At 66.7% G+C, this 17,551-nt stretch carries 20 protein-coding genes; 11 read left to right on the forward strand and 9 right to left on the reverse strand.

Translation table 11 applies throughout. The features are described 5' to 3' along the window. The first annotated feature begins 22 nt into the window (after positions 1-22). Both ACFC0O_RS30100 and ACFC0O_RS30105 read left to right on the forward strand, forming a co-directional pair. On the forward strand, positions 23-691 hold the full coding sequence (locus ACFC0O_RS30100) for a TetR family transcriptional regulator (RefSeq protein ID WP_375963550.1): 669 nt from the start codon (positions 23-25) through the stop codon (positions 689-691). A gap of 172 nt (positions 692-863) precedes the next feature. Continuing rightward, on the forward strand, positions 864-2,021 hold the full coding sequence (locus tag ACFC0O_RS30105; RefSeq protein ID WP_364646274.1) for an acyl-CoA dehydrogenase: 1,158 nt from the start codon (positions 864-866) through the stop codon (positions 2,019-2,021). 98 nt (positions 2,022-2,119) lie between these two features. On the opposite strand, the gene ACFC0O_RS30110 is transcribed toward ACFC0O_RS30105, so the two are convergent. After that, on the reverse strand, positions 2,120-2,974 hold the full coding sequence (locus ACFC0O_RS30110; protein WP_375963553.1) for a helix-turn-helix transcriptional regulator: 855 nt from the start codon (positions 2,972-2,974) through the stop codon (positions 2,120-2,122). A 134-nt stretch (positions 2,975-3,108) separates the two neighbouring features. Here ACFC0O_RS30110 and ACFC0O_RS30115 point away from each other — a divergent pair, with 134 nt between their 5' ends. From ACFC0O_RS30115 to ACFC0O_RS30125, 3 genes are all read left to right on the forward strand, one after another. Continuing rightward, positions 3,109-3,525: a RidA family protein gene (locus ACFC0O_RS30115; protein ID WP_375963556.1), complete on the forward strand. Its 417-nt coding sequence runs from the start codon at positions 3,109-3,111 to the stop codon at positions 3,523-3,525. Further along, the gene (locus ACFC0O_RS30120) at positions 3,522-4,196 is read left to right on the forward strand and encodes an alpha/beta fold hydrolase (RefSeq protein ID WP_375963559.1); all 675 of its coding nucleotides are present in this window, start codon (positions 3,522-3,524) and stop codon (positions 4,194-4,196) included. The genes ACFC0O_RS30115 and ACFC0O_RS30120 overlap by 4 nt, the downstream gene beginning before the upstream one ends. 185 nt (positions 4,197-4,381) lie before the next feature. Then, positions 4,382-4,711, forward strand: coding sequence for a hypothetical protein (locus ACFC0O_RS30125; RefSeq protein WP_375963562.1), 330 nt, complete (start codon positions 4,382-4,384; stop codon positions 4,709-4,711). Here the strand turns inward: ACFC0O_RS30125 and ACFC0O_RS30130 are convergent. Beyond that, the gene (locus ACFC0O_RS30130) at positions 4,708-4,998 is read right to left on the reverse strand and encodes a GNAT family N-acetyltransferase (RefSeq protein ID WP_364646280.1); all 291 of its coding nucleotides are present in this window, start codon (positions 4,996-4,998) and stop codon (positions 4,708-4,710) included. The two genes, ACFC0O_RS30125 and ACFC0O_RS30130, sit on opposite strands and share 4 nt — an antisense overlap. Before the next feature lie 46 nt (positions 4,999-5,044). Continuing rightward, a complete protein-coding gene (locus tag ACFC0O_RS30135) occupies positions 5,045-6,364 on the reverse strand; it encodes an FAD-binding oxidoreductase (RefSeq protein WP_375963951.1) in 1,320 nt (439 codons plus the stop codon). Positions 6,365-6,556: 192 nt separating this feature from the next. Between ACFC0O_RS30135 and ACFC0O_RS30140 the strand changes: the two genes are divergently transcribed. Continuing rightward, entirely contained in the window at positions 6,557-8,260 is a 1,704-nt protein-coding gene (locus tag ACFC0O_RS30140; protein ID WP_375963565.1) for a metallophosphoesterase, read from the forward strand. Positions 8,261-8,332: 72 nt separating this feature from the next. On the opposite strand, the gene ACFC0O_RS30145 is transcribed toward ACFC0O_RS30140, so the two are convergent. Continuing rightward, on the reverse strand, positions 8,333-9,784 hold the full coding sequence (locus ACFC0O_RS30145) for an MFS transporter (RefSeq protein WP_375963567.1): 1,452 nt from the start codon (positions 9,782-9,784) through the stop codon (positions 8,333-8,335). 111 nt (positions 9,785-9,895) lie between these two features. On the opposite strand from ACFC0O_RS30145, the gene ACFC0O_RS30150 reads away from it, so the two are divergent. Together ACFC0O_RS30150 and ACFC0O_RS30155 are read left to right on the forward strand one after the other, a co-directional pair. Then, complete coding sequence (locus ACFC0O_RS30150; protein ID WP_375963570.1) at positions 9,896-10,507, forward strand: TetR family transcriptional regulator; 612 nt, start codon at positions 9,896-9,898, stop codon at positions 10,505-10,507. Positions 10,508-10,552: 45 nt separating this feature from the next. Then, a complete protein-coding gene (locus tag ACFC0O_RS30155) occupies positions 10,553-10,873 on the forward strand; it encodes a co-chaperone GroES (RefSeq protein ID WP_364646293.1) in 321 nt (106 codons plus the stop codon). 61 nt (positions 10,874-10,934) lie between these two features. Here ACFC0O_RS30155 and ACFC0O_RS30160 read toward each other — a convergent pair whose 3' ends face one another. From ACFC0O_RS30160 to ACFC0O_RS30180, 5 genes are all read right to left on the reverse strand, one after another. Continuing rightward, positions 10,935-11,723: an SDR family oxidoreductase gene (locus ACFC0O_RS30160; RefSeq protein WP_375963573.1), complete on the reverse strand. Its 789-nt coding sequence runs from the start codon at positions 11,721-11,723 to the stop codon at positions 10,935-10,937. An 80-nt stretch (positions 11,724-11,803) separates the two neighbouring features. Beyond that, entirely contained in the window at positions 11,804-12,379 is a 576-nt protein-coding gene (locus ACFC0O_RS30165; protein ID WP_375963576.1) for a TetR/AcrR family transcriptional regulator, read from the reverse strand. Positions 12,380-12,440: 61 nt separating this feature from the next. Continuing rightward, positions 12,441-13,862, reverse strand: coding sequence for an NAD(P)(+) transhydrogenase (Re/Si-specific) subunit beta (locus ACFC0O_RS30170; protein WP_364646302.1), 1,422 nt, complete (start codon positions 13,860-13,862; stop codon positions 12,441-12,443). A 3-nt stretch (positions 13,863-13,865) separates the two neighbouring features. Next, complete coding sequence (locus ACFC0O_RS30175) at positions 13,866-14,183, reverse strand: NAD(P) transhydrogenase subunit alpha (protein WP_153805792.1); 318 nt, start codon at positions 14,181-14,183, stop codon at positions 13,866-13,868. Next, complete coding sequence (locus ACFC0O_RS30180; RefSeq protein WP_375963580.1) at positions 14,183-15,301, reverse strand: Re/Si-specific NAD(P)(+) transhydrogenase subunit alpha; 1,119 nt, start codon at positions 15,299-15,301, stop codon at positions 14,183-14,185. The genes ACFC0O_RS30175 and ACFC0O_RS30180 overlap by 1 nt, the downstream gene beginning before the upstream one ends. A gap of 328 nt (positions 15,302-15,629) precedes the next feature. Here ACFC0O_RS30180 and ACFC0O_RS30185 point away from each other — a divergent pair, with 328 nt between their 5' ends. Genes ACFC0O_RS30185 through ACFC0O_RS30195 form a run of 3 tightly spaced genes read left to right on the forward strand, consistent with a single transcriptional unit; the run spans position 15,630 to position 17,539 of the window. After that, positions 15,630-16,079 carry an HIT family protein gene (locus ACFC0O_RS30185; RefSeq protein ID WP_375963583.1) on the forward strand — a complete coding sequence of 150 codons (450 nt, stop codon included), beginning with the start codon at positions 15,630-15,632 and terminating at the stop codon, positions 16,077-16,079. Next, positions 16,076-16,894: a maleylpyruvate isomerase family mycothiol-dependent enzyme gene (locus tag ACFC0O_RS30190; RefSeq protein WP_375963586.1), complete on the forward strand. Its 819-nt coding sequence runs from the start codon at positions 16,076-16,078 to the stop codon at positions 16,892-16,894. The genes ACFC0O_RS30185 and ACFC0O_RS30190 overlap by 4 nt, the downstream gene beginning before the upstream one ends. 6 nt (positions 16,895-16,900) lie before the next feature. Then, on the forward strand, positions 16,901-17,539 hold the full coding sequence (locus ACFC0O_RS30195) for a Type 1 glutamine amidotransferase-like domain-containing protein (protein ID WP_375963588.1): 639 nt from the start codon (positions 16,901-16,903) through the stop codon (positions 17,537-17,539). The last annotated feature ends 12 nt before the right edge of the window (positions 17,540-17,551 follow it).

The raw sequence follows: 17,551 nt of genomic DNA on the forward strand, positions 1-17,551 counted from the left end.
CCCACCCGGCTACGGTGGGCAGGTGGCCCCCGACGACGCTACTGCCAGACGCCTGACGGTTGTCGATCATGCCCTGCGGTTGTTCGCCGAAAAGGGTTATGAGGCAACCACTGTCGACGAGATAGCGGATGCGGCCGGTATTTCGCGGCGCACCTTCTTCCGGCAGTTCCGGTCGAAGGAGGATGTGGTCTTCGCGGACCACGAATCGCAACTGGCGCAGGCCCGGGCGTATCTGGATGCCGCGCACGGCGATCCGTGGGACGCGGTGCTCGAAGCCGTGATCGCGGTGTTCGAAAGGTTCACGCAGTGGCGGGAATTGGCGGCGCGGCGGTATCGGGTGGTGCGGCAGGTGCCGACACTGCGCGAGCGCGAGATCGTCACCGTTTTCCGCTATGAGCGATTGTTCACCGACTATCTGCGCGCGCGATTGCGCGGCGAGTCGGATCTGGCACTGGTGCAGTTCACCGCGGCGGTGACCGCCACGCACAACTATCTGCTGCGGCGCATGGTGCGCGGCGAGTCCGATGCGAGTCCGGCGGATCTGCGCGCGGCGCTGGCCACGGTGCCGCGCGGTGATGCCGTGCGTCCGGCGGGTGTGGAATCGGATCAACTGGTGGTCGCGGTGTTCCCGCGCGATATGCCGTCCCGGCAGGTCGCCGATCTTCTGCAGCGTCGTCTCGATACGCTGTGACCGATACGCAGTGGCGTAAATGACACTGCGTGCCAAGGTTTGGTAGGGAACTAAGCGCACGTGGCCGCGATATCGCGGCGTATACTTTGCTTTGAATGGCACTGAGTGCCGAGACGCTGGGAAGGTTGGGCTTCCAGCGGCGATCCGATCCGAACGACCAGGAGACGAATCCATGGCGGGCAATCCCGATTTCGATCTGTTCAAGCTCGAGGACTTCCACGATGAGCTGCGCGGCGCGATCCGCGCGCTGTCGGAGAAGGAGATCGCCCCGTACGCGAAGGACGTCGACGGCAACTCCCGCTTCCCGGAGGAGGCGCTGACCGCGCTCAACGCCGCCGGGTTCAACGCGGTGCACGTGCCGGACGCCTACGGCGGCCAGGGCGCGGACTCCGTGGCCACCTGCATCGTGATCGAAGAGGTCGCCCGCGTCTGCGGTTCCTCCTCGCTCATCCCCGCGGTGAACAAGCTCGGCACCATGGGCCTGATCCTGCAGGGCTCGGAGGAGCTCAAGCAGCAGGTGCTGCCGACCATCGTGAACGGCGGCATGGCCTCCTACGCGCTGTCCGAGCGTGAGGCCGGCTCCGACGCCGCCTCCATGCGCACCCGCGCCAAGGCGGACGGCGACGGCTGGATCATCAACGGCTCCAAGTGCTGGATCACCAACGGCGGCAAGTCCGATTGGTACACCGTCATGGCCGTCACCGACGCCGACAAGGGCGCCAACGGCATCTCCGCGTTCATGGTGCACAAGGATGACGAGGGCTTCGTCGTCGGCCCGCTGGAGCACAAGCTGGGCATCAAGGGTTCGCCCACCGCCGAGCTGTACTTCGAGAACTGCAAGGTTCCCGGCGATCGCATCATCGGCGAGCCCGGCACCGGTTTCAAGACCGCGCTGCAGACCCTGGATCACACCCGCCCGACCATCGGCGCACAGGCCGTCGGCCTGGCCCAGGGCGCGCTGGACGCGGCCATCGCGTACACCAAGGACCGCAAGCAGTTCGGCAAGGCCATCGCGGACTTCCAGAACACCCAGTTCATGCTCGCCGATATGGCGATGAAGGTCGAGGCCGCGCGCCTGATGGTCTACACCTCGGCCGCGCGCGCCGAGCGTGGCGAGAAGAACCTCGGTTTCATCTCCGCCGCCGCCAAGTGCTTCGCCTCCGATGTGGCCATGGAGGTCACCACCAACGCCGTGCAGCTGTTCGGCGGCGCGGGCTACACCACCGATTTCCCGGTGGAGCGCATGATGCGCGATGCCAAGATCACCCAGATCTACGAGGGCACCAACCAGATTCAGCGTCTGGTGATGTCGCGTCAGATCCTGCGCTGATCGTCGCGCAGACCTGAATATCTCCGCGAGGCGGTCCGAGTGTCACTCGGGCCGCCTTCGGCGTTTCCGGGCGGAAATGCGTTCGCGTGGAACGATATTCAGCCTGCGTCTCCGAAACGCAGTGAGCGCGTGATGAGTTCGCGCAGTGCGCGCTGACCGGGTTCGCCGGGGGCGATCGTGTAGGTGACCATGGCGCGGACGCCGGGATCGGCTGTGAGGGGCAGGAATTCGTAGTCGAGGGAGATCGGGCCGACCTCGGGATGCTGGAAGTGGTAGACGCCGTGCGCGACGCCCACGACATCGTGACTGCTCCAGAGCTCGTCGAATTGCGCACTGGACGAGCGCATTCGGTCGACCAGATCGCGCAGCTCCGAATCGCCGGGCCGGTGCGCCAGCCGCATGCGCAGATCATGGGTGATCTGCCGGGCGATAACGGGTTGTTCGCCCGCGAGCAGCGTCCGCAGCCGCGGGTCGAGCAGCACCAGATGCGCCCAATTGCGTTGCGGGCCGGGCAGGGTGGCGAAGTCGATGCCGAAAAGCACGGTGGCGGCGTGATTCCAGCCGAGGATATTGGTGCGGTGGCCGACGATATAGGCCGGAATCTGCTCCATCGCGGCGAGTAGTGCGTGCAGGGCGGGCCGCAGCACCGGTGCGACGGGTTCATCGCCGGGTGCGGGCGGATGGGCCAGTTGATACAGGTAGCCGCGTTCGTCATCGCTGAGCCGCAGTGCGGTCGCGACGGCGTCCAGGACCGTGAAGGACACATTGTCGAGCCGTCCCTGCTCGAGTCGCGCGTAGTAATCGGCGCTGACCCCGGCGAGCTGGGCGAGTTCCTCGCGGCGCAGCCCGGGCACTCGGCGGCGGGTGCCGTAGTACGGCAGTCCGACATCCTGCGGCTGGAGCCGGGCGCGCCGGGTGCTCAGGAAATCGCCGAGTTGCTGAGAGGTGTCCACGAGTACCGAATCTTAGGGTGGGTTTGCTGGACCGAGGTTGCCCGGACCTCGGAAATACAGGTTCTGGTCCGGATGTTCGTGATCGATGAGGCTGTGTATCGATACAGCTTCGAAGCACGAGAACGGATTTCGCCATGTCTGCCCCCATGACCCGCCGCCCCGGTATCGAGAAGATCGCCACCACCCCCGACTGGTACCACCCGTACCGCATCTCCCAGGCGATCACCGCGAACGGCATGATCTACGTCTCCGGCCAGGCCGGTTTCACCGAGGACGGCCGCACCGTTCCGGGCGGCTTCCTGGAACAGGGCCGCCAGGCCTTCCGCAATGTGCAGCGCGTATTGGCCGAAGCCGGAGCCGATTTCAGCGATGTGGTCAAGGTGGGCATCTTCGTCACCGATATGCCCGCGAATCTCCAGCATGTGATCACCCTGCGTGGCGAATTCCTCAGCGAGCCGTACCCCGCCGACACCCTGCTGCAGGTGGCGGCGCTGGCTCAGCCCGATTGGCAGATCGAGGTCGAGGTCATCGCCATGGTTCATCCCCGATGACCGATCCGGTACTGCTGCTCGGCGGTGCGGGCCTGCCCGGCTGGATCTGGGATGGGGTCCGCGCCGAGCTGCCGGTCGAATCGGTGGTGGTCCGCTATCCCACCGCCGCGGGCGCATCGCTGCGCGAGTACGCCGAGGCCGCTCTCGCGCAGGCCCCGGCTCGCCGCTTCGCCGTCGTCGCGCACTCCATCGGCGGCGTGGTGGCGAGCGAGATGGCGGCGATCGCCCCCGATCGCCTCACCGCGCTCCTGGCGGTGTCCGCGTCGATCCCGGCTCCGGGCGGCTCGTTTCTGCGGGCGCTGCCGTTCCCGCAGCGCTACCTGGCCGATCTCATCATGCGCGTGGCCGGAACTCGCCCGCCCGCCAACGCGATTCGCTCCGGGCTGGGCACGGGCCTGTCCGAGGCCGATATCACCCGGCTCATCGACGAGTTCGCTCCCGAATCCCAGCGCCTGTACCGCGATCGGGTTTCCGAGCGGGTGCTGCCCGCGGCTCGCGGCTACCTCACAACGCTGAACGATCGCGAGTTCTCCGTTGCCGCGCAACGCCGGTACCGCGCGGTGCTGGACCCCGGCCTGCATCGGGAGATCCCCACGGGTCATCTGCCCATGTTGCAGGATCCGGTTCTGCTGGCCCGGACCATCGAGGAGTTCCTGACGATGTGCCGCTGAAGAGACTGGTCCTCCGCCTTATTGGGGCTCGGGTGGGACATCGGCGCGTTTGCGCGTGTCCGATGTCCGAGTTGCCCCCAATTCCCGGGTGTCGCAAGGGTTTGGCCTCGAACGTTGTGTGTTGGTCTGGGAAATAAGAGGTTTCAAGACTGTTCGAAGTGGGAAAGCGGGGGCACTATGGAGCCATGGCCGGAGTCGAAATCACCGACACCTTCGTCCGGCGGACCCTCGCGGACGGACGGGTGGAGGAAGTCGCGTGGCGGGAGCTGGCGGAGGTGCGCATTATCACCACGGCCGATGGGCCGTTCGCCGAAGATGTTTTCTTCGTGCTGATCGGGGCCACCGGTAAGGGATGCGTGGTACCGCATTCCGCCGCCGACACCGCGTTCCTGGCGCGATTGCAGCGGCTACCCGGCTTCGACAACGAGAAGGTCGTCGAAGCCATGGTGAGCACCGGGGATCGGCAGTTCCTGGTGTGGCGGGCGCAGCGACCCGACGGCAATCGGTCGAATTAGCCGACCAGATCGGCGTATTCGGGGTGCGAGCCGATGTACTTCTCCACGTACCAGCAGGTCGGGATGATCGAGAACCCCTGGGCGCGTGCGTCGTTCAACGCGAACTCGACCACCTGCGCGGCCACGCCGCGGCCCCGGAACTCCGGGAAGGTGAGGGTGTGCTGGATGTCGAGGGTCTTCTTGTCGCCGTCCACGCGCTCGGCGTAGTCGGCGTAGCCCGCGAGGGTGTCATCGAGGTAGATCTCGTAGCGGGTGTCGTCGACATTGTGTTCCAGCCGGGTACTCATGGTCGGTGAAAACTCCCTCGCGCGGCGGATTGTTCCGGGCGGCAGGTCAGATGACCGCGCCCGGATTCAGTATCCCGTGCGGATCCAGGGCGTCCTTGACCCGGCGCGTGAGCGCCATCACATCCGGGCCCAGCTGATCGGGCAGCCACGCCTTCTTCAGCCGTCCCACCCCGTGCTCCCCGGTGATGGTGCCGCCCAGCCCGATCGCCAGATCCATGATCTCGCCGAACGCCAGGTGCGCGCGTTCGGACTCGGCCGGATCATTCGGATCGTGCACGATCAGCGGGTGGGTGTTGCCGTCGCCCGCGTGCGCGATCACCGAGATCAGCACCCGGCGTTCGCGCGCGATATCGGCGATGCCGTGCACCAGATCGCCGAGCCGGGGCAGCGGCACCCCGACATCCTCGAGCAGTAGCGGGCCCTTGCGCTCCACCGCGGGAATCGCGAATCGCCGTGCGGCGCAGAAGGCTTCGCCCTCCTCGGGATCATCGGTGCGGAAAGCCTCGCTCGCCCCGGCCTTTTCGCAGGCGGCGAGCATGATGTCGGCCTCGTGCCCGGCGTATTCGCCCGGCGCGTCCGACCGCGCCACCAGCAGCCCGGCGGCGGTGCGATCGAGGCCCATGCGCAATTCGTCCTCGACCGCGTTGATGGCGACCGAATCCATGAACTCCAGCATGGACGGCCGCAGCGCTCCGGTGATGGCGAGAATCGCCTCCATCGCCCCGCCGAGCGTCGGGAAGCTCGCGACCACGGTCGATTGCGGCGGCTGTGCGGGCAGCAGCCGCAGCGTGAGTTCGGTGATGATGCCGAGCGTTCCCTCACTGCCCACGAACAGTTTGGTGAGCGAGAGCCCCGCCGAATCCTTGAGCCGCGGCCCGCCCAGCCGCACCGCGGTGCCGTCCGCGAGCACGACCTCCATGCCGAGCACGTAATCGGTGGTCACGCCGTACTTCACGCAGCAGAGCCCGCCCGCGTTGGTGGCCGCGTTACCGCCGATGGAACAGATCTCGAACGACGACGGATCCGGCGGATACCACAGCCCCTGTTCCGCGACAGCCCTTTTCACCTCGGCGTTCAACAGCCCCGGCTGTACGACGGCGGTCCGGGTGACCGGGTCGACGCTGATCTCGCGCATCTTCTCGGTGCTCAGCACCAGCGCCCCGGCCTGTGCGGTGGCACCGCCGGAGAGTCCGGTGCCCGCCCCGCGCGGCACGATCGGCACCCGATGCTCATGCGCCCAGCGCACCACCGCCGACACCTGTGCGGTGGTGGTGGGCCGCACCAGGGCGAGCGCGAGCGCGGCGTCCGGATCCAGGGCCCGATCCTGGCGATAGGCCCCGAGCACATCGGGATCGGTGACGAGCATGCCGTCCGGCAGTTGGGCGCGCAGGGTGTCGAGAGCTGTGTGCTGATCCACAGTTGAAAACTACGTGATATGCCCATAAATCGGGCGCGTGTCCGATTGGTCGCAATTCTTGGCATTGTTTACCGAGTGTTCTCCGTGTCGGGGTGCCCCGGTGATTGCCGCGCACACTCTGATCGGCCAGCATGCGAACTCATGCCGTCCACACCGCTCAATCCCGCCGGTGACGTTCCAGATACCGGTATCCCCGCGCGGCTCGCCGCCCAGATGACCATGGCCGAGCAGCATGACTGGCATCGCGCCTATCTGCGCCGCCATGCGGTCTCGCGCCGGAACTTCCTGCTCGGCTCCGCGGCCGCCGCGGCGGTGGCCGGGGTGGGCGCCTCGCCGTTCGCCGCCCGCGCCTACGCCGATGACGCCCCGCTGGGCGTGGCCGGTCGCCACGTCGGCTTCGGCGCGGATTCGGCGTCGCAGCTGCGCTTTTCGGCCCAGCTGTCCCGAAATCCGGGTTCGGCCAAGGTATTCCTGGATCACGGACCCACGCCCGCGCTGGGCGGCACCGTCGAGGCCGAGGTGCGCAACCTGGTGACCCAGATCCCCAGCGCCGACGGGGGAGTCCTTGCGGCGGAACAGTTCTACGTGCACGCCCCACTGGACGGCCTGCCCGGCCGGCTGCCGCAGTTCTACCGCTGGCGCAGCTCCGACGGTTTCGCGGGCGATGTCCGCTCGGCGTCCACCGCCATGCCGACCGCGCGCGCGGCGGTGCTGCCCTTCCGCTTCACCATGATGGGCGATCAGGGCGCGGACGACACCCCGGGCCAGCCCGCGGGTCTGGCCCCGGGCGACTACGACGATATGTACTACAAGCCGGACAATGAGCCGGGCGTCCGGCACACCGAGAACGTCATGCGCCAAATCGTCGCCGCGCGACCGGATTTCCACGTGCTGGCCGGTGATATCGCCTACGCCGATCCCTCGGGCGCGGGTAAGAGCCCGCAGTACGTGGCCTCCGGCGGCACCCCCGCGAACGGTTTCGACAAGTTCAACCCCTACGTCTGGGATGTGTATTTCGGCGCGATCGAATCCAGCGCCTCGACCACCCCGTGGATGTTCGCCACCGGCAACCACGATATGGAAGCCGCGTACAACACCCACGGCTACGGCGGACACCTTGCGCGCCTCGACTTCCCGGGCAACGGCCCGGCGGGCTGCCCGTCCGCGTACTCCTTCACCTACGGCAATGTCGCGGTGCTGTCGCTGGACGCCAATGACGTCTCCTACGAGATCGGCGCGAACACCGGCTACTCGGGCGGAGCCCAGAACAGCTGGGTGGAAAGCACTCTCGCGCGCTACCGCTCGAATCCGGATATCGATTTCATCGTCTGCTTCTTCCACCACTGCGCCTACTCCACCACCGATTCACACGCCAGCGACGGCGGTGTGCGCGCCGCCTGGTGCGCGCTGTTCGACCGCTATCAGGTGGATCTCGTTCTCCAGGGCCACAATCACGTCTTCGAGCGCACCGACCCGATTCGCGGCGGTGTGCCCGGCAAGGCGGCGGGCGACAATTCGATCGTCTACCCGGACACCGACGGCACCGTCTACTACACCGTCGGTGGCGGCGGCCGCCCCCGCTACGGCTTCCAGCCCGGCTCGCAGGAAAGCTACCGCGGCAACGAAGTGCCCGACACCGCCGTCCCGAACAGCTACGTCTGGAACTCCGGCGGCGCCAAGACCGACGAAGCCGCCCCTTGGTCGCGGGTGCGCTTCCGCAACTACTCCTTCATCCGAGTCGACGTCCGCCCCGGCTTCTTCTCCAGCGAAATGGACGTGATCGCGGTCGACGAATACGGCCGCGAATTCGACAAGGTCACCTACCGCCGCCAGGTCCGCGGCTAGATCGCGGGACGAGAAATAAAGCAGGGCACGGCATTCGAGCGAATGCCGTGCCCTTGTCCTCGTGCGGACGATTCAGCGTGTGGCCGTACGCGGCAGTGTGAATGCCGCCGCCAGCACCACCGCCACGATTCCCAGCGCCGCGAGCGCCGCGATCTCCATGGCGTGCACGAAGCTGCCGAGATCATGTGCCCCGCCCAGCGCGCTGAAGAAAATGGTGCCGAGAACCGTTGCGCCGATGGCGTTTCCGAACTGCTGCGCGGTGGTCAGCACCCCCGCCGCCATTCCGGCCTGGTGTGCCGGAATCCCGGCGGACAGCACCGCGCCGATGGCCGACGGAATGGTCATCCCATTGCCGATGCCGACCAGCACCATGCCCGGAATCAAAGTCATTGCGGTGATGGATGATCCGTACCAGCCCAGCACGCCGACGGTGATCGCCAGCCCGGTGAAGCTGATGCCCGTGCCCAGCACCATCACCCGATTGCCGATCCGCTCGGCCACCTTGCGGGCGAACAGCGAGCTGGTGGCGAAGGCGATTCCCAGGGGCGCGAAGGTGAGTCCGGCCGCGAGCGGTGACATGCCGAGCCCGTTCTGCAGCAGCAGCGTCAGGCAGAGCATGAATCCCGCGAAGAATGCCAGGTACCCGCCGGAGATCACCATGCCCGCCGCGAACACCCGCTCCCGGATGAGCGCGGTATCGAGCACCGGCTGCCCGCCGCGCCGAGTCAGCGCCGCCTCGTACCGCAGTGTCAGCAGCAGCACCGGCAGCGCCGCGGCCATGGACACCCAGGTCCACACCGGCCACCCTTCGGGCCGTCCCAGCGTGACCGGCACCAGCACCAGTGCCAGCGCCGCCGAGATCCCCAGTGCGCCAACCGGATCCAGCCGGGGCCGATGGGTCTGCTCATGCCGGGGCAGCCACCGCGCCGCCAGCAGCGCCGCGATCACCCCGATCGGCAGGTTGATGAAGAAGATGGTCCGCCACCCCCACCCGAACAGGTCGAGGTCGAGCAGTACCCCGCCCAGCACCTGCCCGGACACCGCGCCCAGTCCGACGGTCGCCCCGAACGCCGCCATCGCCTTGGCGCGTTCGGCGGGCGGGAACATGGTGTTGATCAGCGCCAGCATCTGCGGCACCATCGCGGCGGCCGTAATACCCTGCAGCACCCGGAATCCCACCAGGGACCAGGCACTCCAGGCGAGTCCGCACAGCAGTGAGGCGGCGGCGAACGCGAGCATCCCGATGACGAACATGCGCCGGTGCCCGTACAGATCACCGAACCGCCCGCCGGTGATGAGCCCGCTGGCGTAGGCGAACCCGTACCCGCCGACCACCAGTTCGAGCGCGGCTTCCCCCGCGTGCAGATCGTGCTGTAGCGATGACGCCGCCACATTGATGACGAAGTAGTCGAACATGGCCATGAACATGGCCGTGAGGATCACCGGCAGCACCCGCCACCGATTCGGGAACGGCCCGGGCGGTGCGGAAATGGCTGCGGTGGAACGGCTTTCGAGAATAGTCACGTCGTTCTCCCGAACGTGGAGCAAGGACCGGATCTGATAACCAACTGGTTAGTTGAAAGTAATCCTTCGCCCGCGACCCTGTCAACTACTTAGTTGGTTATCATTGATGCCATGGCAGCTGTCAGGGATCCCGAGGCGACGAAGGCGCGGATCTTCGCTGCCGCCACCGATGAGTTCGCCGCGCACGGCATCGCCGGGGCCCGGGTCGATCGGATCGCCCGCAATGCCAAGGCCAATAAACAGCTCATCTACGCCTACTTCGGCGATAAGGAACTGCTGTTCCGGCAGGTGCTGGAGAAGACCATGCTGGATGTCGCGGCCTCGGTCACCACCGATATCGAGGATCTGGACACCTGGATCGATCAGCATCTGGACTATCACCGCGAGCATCCCGAACTGCTGCGCCTGCTCATGTGGGAGGCGCTGGAGCTGGGCGCGGAGAACGCCTCGGCGGGTGAGCTGCGCTGCGGCCGCTATCTGGAGAAGCGCACCAAAGTCGAAGTGGCGCAGGAGAAGGGGCTGATCCGCAAGGATATGCCGTCCGGTCACGTCATCATGCTGTTGATGAGCATGATCAACTATCCGCTCGCGGTCCCGCAGGTCGCCGAGTTCTCGCTCGGTGAGCACAGCGATCCGGAGTTGGTGCGCAAGTGGACCAAGGACGCCATTCGCCGCGTGGTCGCCCCGCAACCGGATGCCGCCGGCCCCGACGCGAGCGCCTGACCGGTCGGTCCCGGCGCGGTCACCGCACCGCAGTACAGTGTCGCCGTGCCCGATCCCAAGCTCGAAATCCAAATGCTGCACGACCGCGTCATGGTCAAGCTCAACCAGGACGCGGGCGAGCGTCGCAGCAGCGGGGGCATTCTCATTCCGGCGACCGCCCAGGTGGCCAAGCGGCTGTCCTGGGGTGAGGTGTGCGGCGTCGGCTCACACGTGCGCGCCATCAAGGTCGGCGATCAGGTGCTCTTCAGCGCCGACGACCAGTACGAGGTCGAGATCCAGGCGCAGGCGTATTACGTACTGCGCGAACGCGATATCCACGCGGTCGCGAACGAGCAGGCCGAACACGGCACCGGCCTGTACCTCTGATCGAAGGCCGGATCGGAAACGGCAACGGCCCGTGCCGTTCCGGGGACACGGGCCGGTGCGCTCAGAGCGTTTTCACCGTCCCGCCGTCGATTACGAAGTCCGCGCCCATGATGTTCCCGGCCTGTTCCGAGGCCAGGAACGTCACCAGCGCCGCCACCTCGCCGGGTTCGGAGATGCGCCCCGACGCGATACCGAACTGCGTGGGGATCGCGTCCAGGAACTGTTCCTGCGCAATGCCGTTGGCCGCGGCCAGCTTGGCCCCGATATTGTCCGGTCCGCGCCAGATCCCGGTGCCGACCACACCCGGTGACACCGTATTGACCCGGACGCCGTGCGGCCCGAACTCCTCGCTGAGCCGTTTCCCGAATGCGGTCAGGGCGGATTTGGCCTCGCTGTAGCCGACCGGACCGGCCGCCGGGAGTCGCGAGTTGATAGAGGATACGGTCACGATGGCCCCGCGCCGTTCGACAATGCTCGGCAGTGCCGCGCGGGTGGTGGCGACCACTCCGAACAGGTTGAGGTCGAACAGCTTTCGCCACTGCTCGACGGAAGTATCGAGTACCCCGCCGAGTTCGAGCTGATCGCCGTCGCCGCCGCCGACATTGTTGATCAGGATATCGATCCCGCCGAGTTCGGCGAGGGCCGCGTCCACCGCCGAGGTCGCACCCGCGAGGGTGCTCAGGTCGGCGGAAATCGCTGCTTCCGCGACTTTTTCGAGTTCGGGGGTGATGGTGCGGGCAACGCCCGCGACCCGTGCGCCCGCCTCGGCCAGCGCTTCGGTGACGGCGAGTCCGATGCCCCGGCTGGCGCCGGTGACGAGGGCGGTCTTGCCGTGCAATCCGAGATCCATGAGATGCCTTTCTTGAACTTCAGGTCAAAAACTGGGGCAGAAAAATACGGGTCGCTCGCGCGGCCCGTGATTCGGGTGGTTCAGAGGGTGATCAGTGCGGTCTCGATAATGCGATACAGCGTCGAGGCGTCCGCCGTCATAGCCGTAATACGCAGTCCCGCAACGGTGTTCTGGATGAACTCCGCGTACCCGCGCGGATCGATATCGGCCCGGACATCGCCATCGCGCCGACCCTGGTCGATGCGGGCGGTGAGCGCCTCGACCATATGTCGCTGGGCGGCGTCGACCGCGCGTGCGGCCCGCTCGTCTTGTCCGGCGAGCTCCAGGGTGGTGTTCGCGACCAGGCAGCCGCGCCGATTCCGCTGTGCGAGATCGGAATCCACCACGAAACGCAACCAGGCGTGGATCCGGTCCCGGGTACTTCCCGGCTGGTCGAGTATTTCGGTGATGAGCGCGGTTCCCTTTCGGGTGTAGAGCTCCAGCGCCCTGTCGAACAGTTCGCGCTTACTGCCGAAAGTGTTGTAGAGACTGCCTTTTCCGAGTCCGGTGGCCTCGGCGAGCTGTGCCGGTGAGGTATTGGCATAGCCGTTGGTCCAGAACGCCTCCATCGCGCGCTCCACCACGGTGTCCGCGTCGAAGTTGCGTGGCCGTCCCATGACATGAAAATACCCCGTTCTGTACCTTCAGGTCAAGAACGGGGTATTTCAGCGGGAAACCCTAGAGCGCCTTCAGTTCCTCGGTGACCGCACCGACGGACTTCTTGGCATCGCCGAACAGCATGGAGGTGGTGTCGGCGTAGAACAGCGGGTTGTCGATACCGGCGAAACCGGAATTCATCGAGCGCTTGAGCACGATGACCGACTTGGCCTGATCGACGTTCAGGACCGGCATGCCGTAGATCGGCGAGGAGGCGTCCTCACGGGCGGCCGGGTTGGTGACATCGTTCGCGCCGATGACCAGGGCGACATCGGTACGGCCGAATTCGCCGTTGATATCGTCCATTTCCTTCATGGCGTCGTAGGAGACCTCGGCCTCGGCCAGCAGCACGTTCATATGGCCCGGCATACGACCGGCGACCGGGTGAATCGCGTACTTGACCTCGACGCCCTTGGCCTCGAGCAGCGCCGCCATCTCCTTGACCGCGTGCTGCGCCTGGGCGACGGCCATACCGTAGCCGGGCACCACGATGACCTGGTTGGCGTACGCCATCTGGATCGCGGCGTCCGCGGCGGAGGTGGCCTTGGCCTGCTTCTGCTCACCGTCGCCGGACGCGCCGGGAGCCGTTCCGCCGCCACCGAATCCGCCCGCGACAATGGCCGGGATGGACCGGTTCATGGCCTTGGCCATCAGGTTGGTCAGAATGGTGCCGGACGCGCCGACGATCATGCCCGCCACGATCATGGCGGTGTTGTTCAGCGCCAAACCCGCTGCGGCGGCGGACAAACCGGTGAGCGCGTTGAGCAGCGAGATGACGACCGGCATATCCGCGCCGCCGATGGGCAGCACGACCATCAGGCCGAGGATGCCCGCGAGCACCAGCACCAGGATCATCCAGTACTGCGGCACACCGTCTTTGGTCGCGCCGATACCGATGACCACCGCGGCCGCGATGGCGCCCGCGAGCAGCAATAGGTTCAGCGGCTGCTGTAGCTTGCCGACGCTGATCGGCTTGCCGGACAACAGTTCCTGCAGTTTGGCGAACGCGATGACCGAGCCCCAGAACGACACCGAGCCGATGACCGCCGCGAACAGCGAGGCGATCACGATGTGCGCGGTCGGCTGCTCCCCGGCCGGGAAGTCCGAGAAGCCCTTGGTCTCCAGGAATTCCGCCCACGCGATGAGCGCCACGGTGCCACCGCCGACGCCGTTGAACGCGGCGACCAGCTGCGGCATGGCGGTCATCTTGGTGAAGCGCGCCGGGGGCACGCCAAGGCCGATGCCGACCACCAGACCGGCGATGATGATGATCCAGTTATTGGTGTCGCGAATGGAGATGAACGTCGCGATGACGGCGATGAGCATGCCGACCGCCGCGATCTGGTTACCGCGCACCGCGGTCTTCGGGCCGGTGAGGCCCATCAGACCGTAGATGAACATCGCAAACGCGACGATGTAGAGAATATTGACCAGATTGTCCATGGCTTACTTGTCCGCCTTCTCTTGCGCAGCAGGCTTCTTGGCCTTGAACATGCCCAGCATCCGGTCGGTGACCACGAAGCCGCCGATGACGTTCAGCGTGCCGAATACGACCGCGACGAACAGGATGATCTGCATGAGCACCGACGGGTGCTCGATCTTGCCGAACACCACCAGCGCGCCCAGCACGACGATGCCGTGAATGGCATTGGTGCCGGACATGAGCGGGGTGTGCAGGGTGTTGGGCACCTTGGAGATGACGGCGAAGCCCACGAACCCGGACAGCACCAGGATCGCGATATTCGCGAGAAGTTCGGTGTACATCAGGCTTCCACCTCACGGGTGACGCAGGAATCGGCCAGCACCTGATCGGAGAAGTCGGGCGCGAGCGCACCGTCCTTCAACATCAGTTCCAGCAGCGCCGAGATGTTCTTGGAGTACAGCTCGGACGCGTGCTCGGGCATGGTGGCCGGGAGGTTCAGCGGCGAGGCGATGGTGACGCCGTGGCGCACAACGGTTTTGCCGGGCTCGGTGAGCTCGCAGTTACCGCCGGTCTCACCCGCCATATCGATGATGACGCTGCCGGGCTTCATACCCTCGACCGCGGCGGCGGTGACCAGTCGCGGTGCGGGACGCCCGGGCACCAGCGCGGTGGTGACCACCACGTCGAAGCCCTTGATGGCGTTCTCCAGCGCGGTCTGCTGCTGTGCGCGTTCCGCATCGGAAAGCTCACGGGCGTAACCGCCTTCACCGGCGGCGTCGATACCCAGATCGAGCCACTGCGCGCCGACCGAGCGCACCTGATCGGCGACCTCGGGCCGCACGTCGTATCCGGTGGTCCGGCCGCCGAGGCGCTTGGCCGTGGCCAGCGCCTGCAGTCCGGCGACGCCGACGCCGAGCACCAGCACGGTCGCGGGCTTCACGGTGCCCGCGGCGGTGGTGAGCATGGGGAAGAAGCGGGTGGACTCGGAGGCCGCCAGCAGCACGGCCTTATAACCGGCGACATTGGCCTGCGAGGAGAGCGCGTCCATCACCTGGGCGCGGGAGATGCGCGGAATCGCTTCCACCGCAAAGGCTTGCACGCCGGCGGCCTTGAGCGCGCCGATCTTGGTGTCGGCATTGCGGGGTGCGAGGAAGCCGATGAGCGTCTGACCACTCGAAAGCTTGGCGATCTCGGCGTCATTGGGGGGCGCGACCTTGACGACCACATCGGTGTTCCACGGATCGCCGATGGTGGCGCCCGCGTCGACGTAGGCTTCGTCAGGAATGAGCGCGCCCAGACCGGCACCGGATTCGACGATCACTTCCACGCCCTGCTTCAGCAGGGACGGAATGATCTTCGGCACCAATGCGACACGTCGTTCGTCCGCGTTGGTCTCGCGAACCACGCCGACACGCGCACCGCGGGGCGCAGCTGTCTGTGCGCTCTGCGTTGTGTCCACTTGTCAAACTTCCTTCTCGTGGTGAGCCCGGGCCACCCGGTACTTCCTGATGGGCCGTGTCACCGGTCCAAACGGTGGGCCGAACTTACTTGTGAGTAAGTTCGTGAGAATTCTCGCAACTGTACCTGCTTCGCGGTGAGCGTAGCGGAGATAGGCATCACATGGGGTCGCGGGAAAACTGGACAACTCCATGGTCGGCGGCGCTGCTACCGGCCACAAGAGCGCACGGCCCGGTGCGCTACCTACTGGTAGGTGTGTATCCAGGTGAACGGGCACGCGCCGCTCGCAGGGGTGTCGCGCATCACTTTTACGCCGTAATGTCTGCGAGGTGAGCGGCTGCGTATTCTGTCGGATCGTGTCGGGCGACGCGCCCGCGACCAAGATCTTCGAGGACGACATCCTCCTGGCGTTTCTCGATATCCGCCCGATCACCCGCGGCCATACGCTGGTGATCCCCAAAAGCCACGCCACCGACCTGGACGAACTGAATCCGGCGCTCGGCGCGCAACTCTTCGCGGGCGGGCACCGGCTCGCCAAAGCCATGCGGCGCAGCGACTTTCCGGCCGACGGCGCGAACCTGCTGATCAACGACGGCAAGGCCGCCTTCCAGACCGTGCATCACGTGCACCTGCACGTGATCCCGCGCCAGACCGGCGACACCTTCACCTTCGCGAAGGGGTTCGTCCTGCGCCGCCCGCACGATATGGAACATACGGCCGCCGCCATTCGCATCGGACTGGACCGGCTCGCCGCCGAGGAAAGGGAAACCCACGCATGACCGACACGGTGCCGGACCAGCGCGCGATCATCGCCGCCCTGTCCGACCAGTGGGACCGGCTCACCCGGCTAGTGGACGGACTCCCCGAAGACCGCTGGCGGACGGCCTCGCCGCTGCCCGGCTGGACCGTGTTCGATGTGCTCGCGCACATCGCCGGCACCGAATCGCTGCTGGCGGGGGAGCCGACCCCGGAACTGGAGGTCGATGGCGACCACATTCACAATGCGATCGGCGCGCTCAACGAGAAGTGGATCGCCTCGCTGCGACCGCTGTCCGGCGCTGAACTGCTGACGCGCTTCCACGAGGTGACGGCCGGAAGACTGAAGACGCTCGCGGGGCTCAGCCCGGAGGCCTGGGCCGAGCCCGGGCCGTCCCCGGTGGGCATGACGCCCTACGGCCGGTTCATGCGCATCCGGGTCTTCGACTGCTGGATGCACACGCTGGATATCGCCGATGCGCTGGGTGTTTCGATCGACGAGGGCGGGACGCAGGCCGAAACCGCCTTCCCCGAAGTGATTTTCGGCCTCGGCCGCGCGGTGGTGAAGGGCGGCGGCGCTCCCGAGGGCGCGCGCGTCACCTTCGAACTCACCGGACCGGTGACGCGCACCCTGCACGTCGCGGTGGTGGGCGGGCGCGCGAACCTCGTCGAAACCCTGGACGGTCCGGCCGATGTCGTGCTCACCCTGGATTCGGGACTGTTCGCGCGCCTGCGCGGCGGGCGCACGACGGCGGACGCGCACCTCGGCGAATTCACCATCGCCGGTGACACCGAACTCGGCAACCGCCTGGTTCGCGGCCTCACGTTCACCATCTGAGTTCCGGTGCGACTGTTCCTGTCCAGCTACCGATTCGGGGCGCACGCGAATCGGCTCCTCGACCTGACCGGCGAACCCGGCCGGGTCGCGGTGATAGCCAATGCCTGTGACGCCTGGCCCTCGGCCTGGCAGAGCGCGGTCACCAGCGATCTGGTTCCGCTGCGCCGCATGGGTTTCCAGCCCGAGGTGGTGGACCTGCGCGAATACATCGGCCGGGCCGAGGCGCTGGCGAACACCCTGTCCGGCTTCCCCGCGGTGTGGGTGCGCGGCGGCAACACCTTCGTCCTGCGCGCCCAATTCGCCCGCAGCGGAGCCGATCTCATCCTCACCCGGCTGCTCCAGGCCGACGCCCTGGTCTACGCGGGCTACAGCGCCGGAGCCTGCGTCATGACACCCGACCTGCACGGACTCGAATCCACCGACGACCCGGCCGAGGTGCGCACCGCCTGCGGTATCGAACCGCTCTGGGACGGTTTGGGTTTGGTCCCGCGCCGGATAGTCCCGCACCTGGACTCACCCACCGACCCCGAGGGACACTCGCGCAAACTGGTCCGAGACTACCTCGCCGCGGGCACCCCGCACTGGGCGCTCACCGACGACCACGTCGTCGTAGTGGACGGCGAACGAACAGAAGTGCTCACTTAGAAAATGGCGAAA

Source organism: Nocardia sp. NPDC056100, from assembly GCF_042266325.1.
Taxonomy (GTDB): domain Bacteria; phylum Actinomycetota; class Actinomycetes; order Mycobacteriales; family Mycobacteriaceae; genus Nocardia.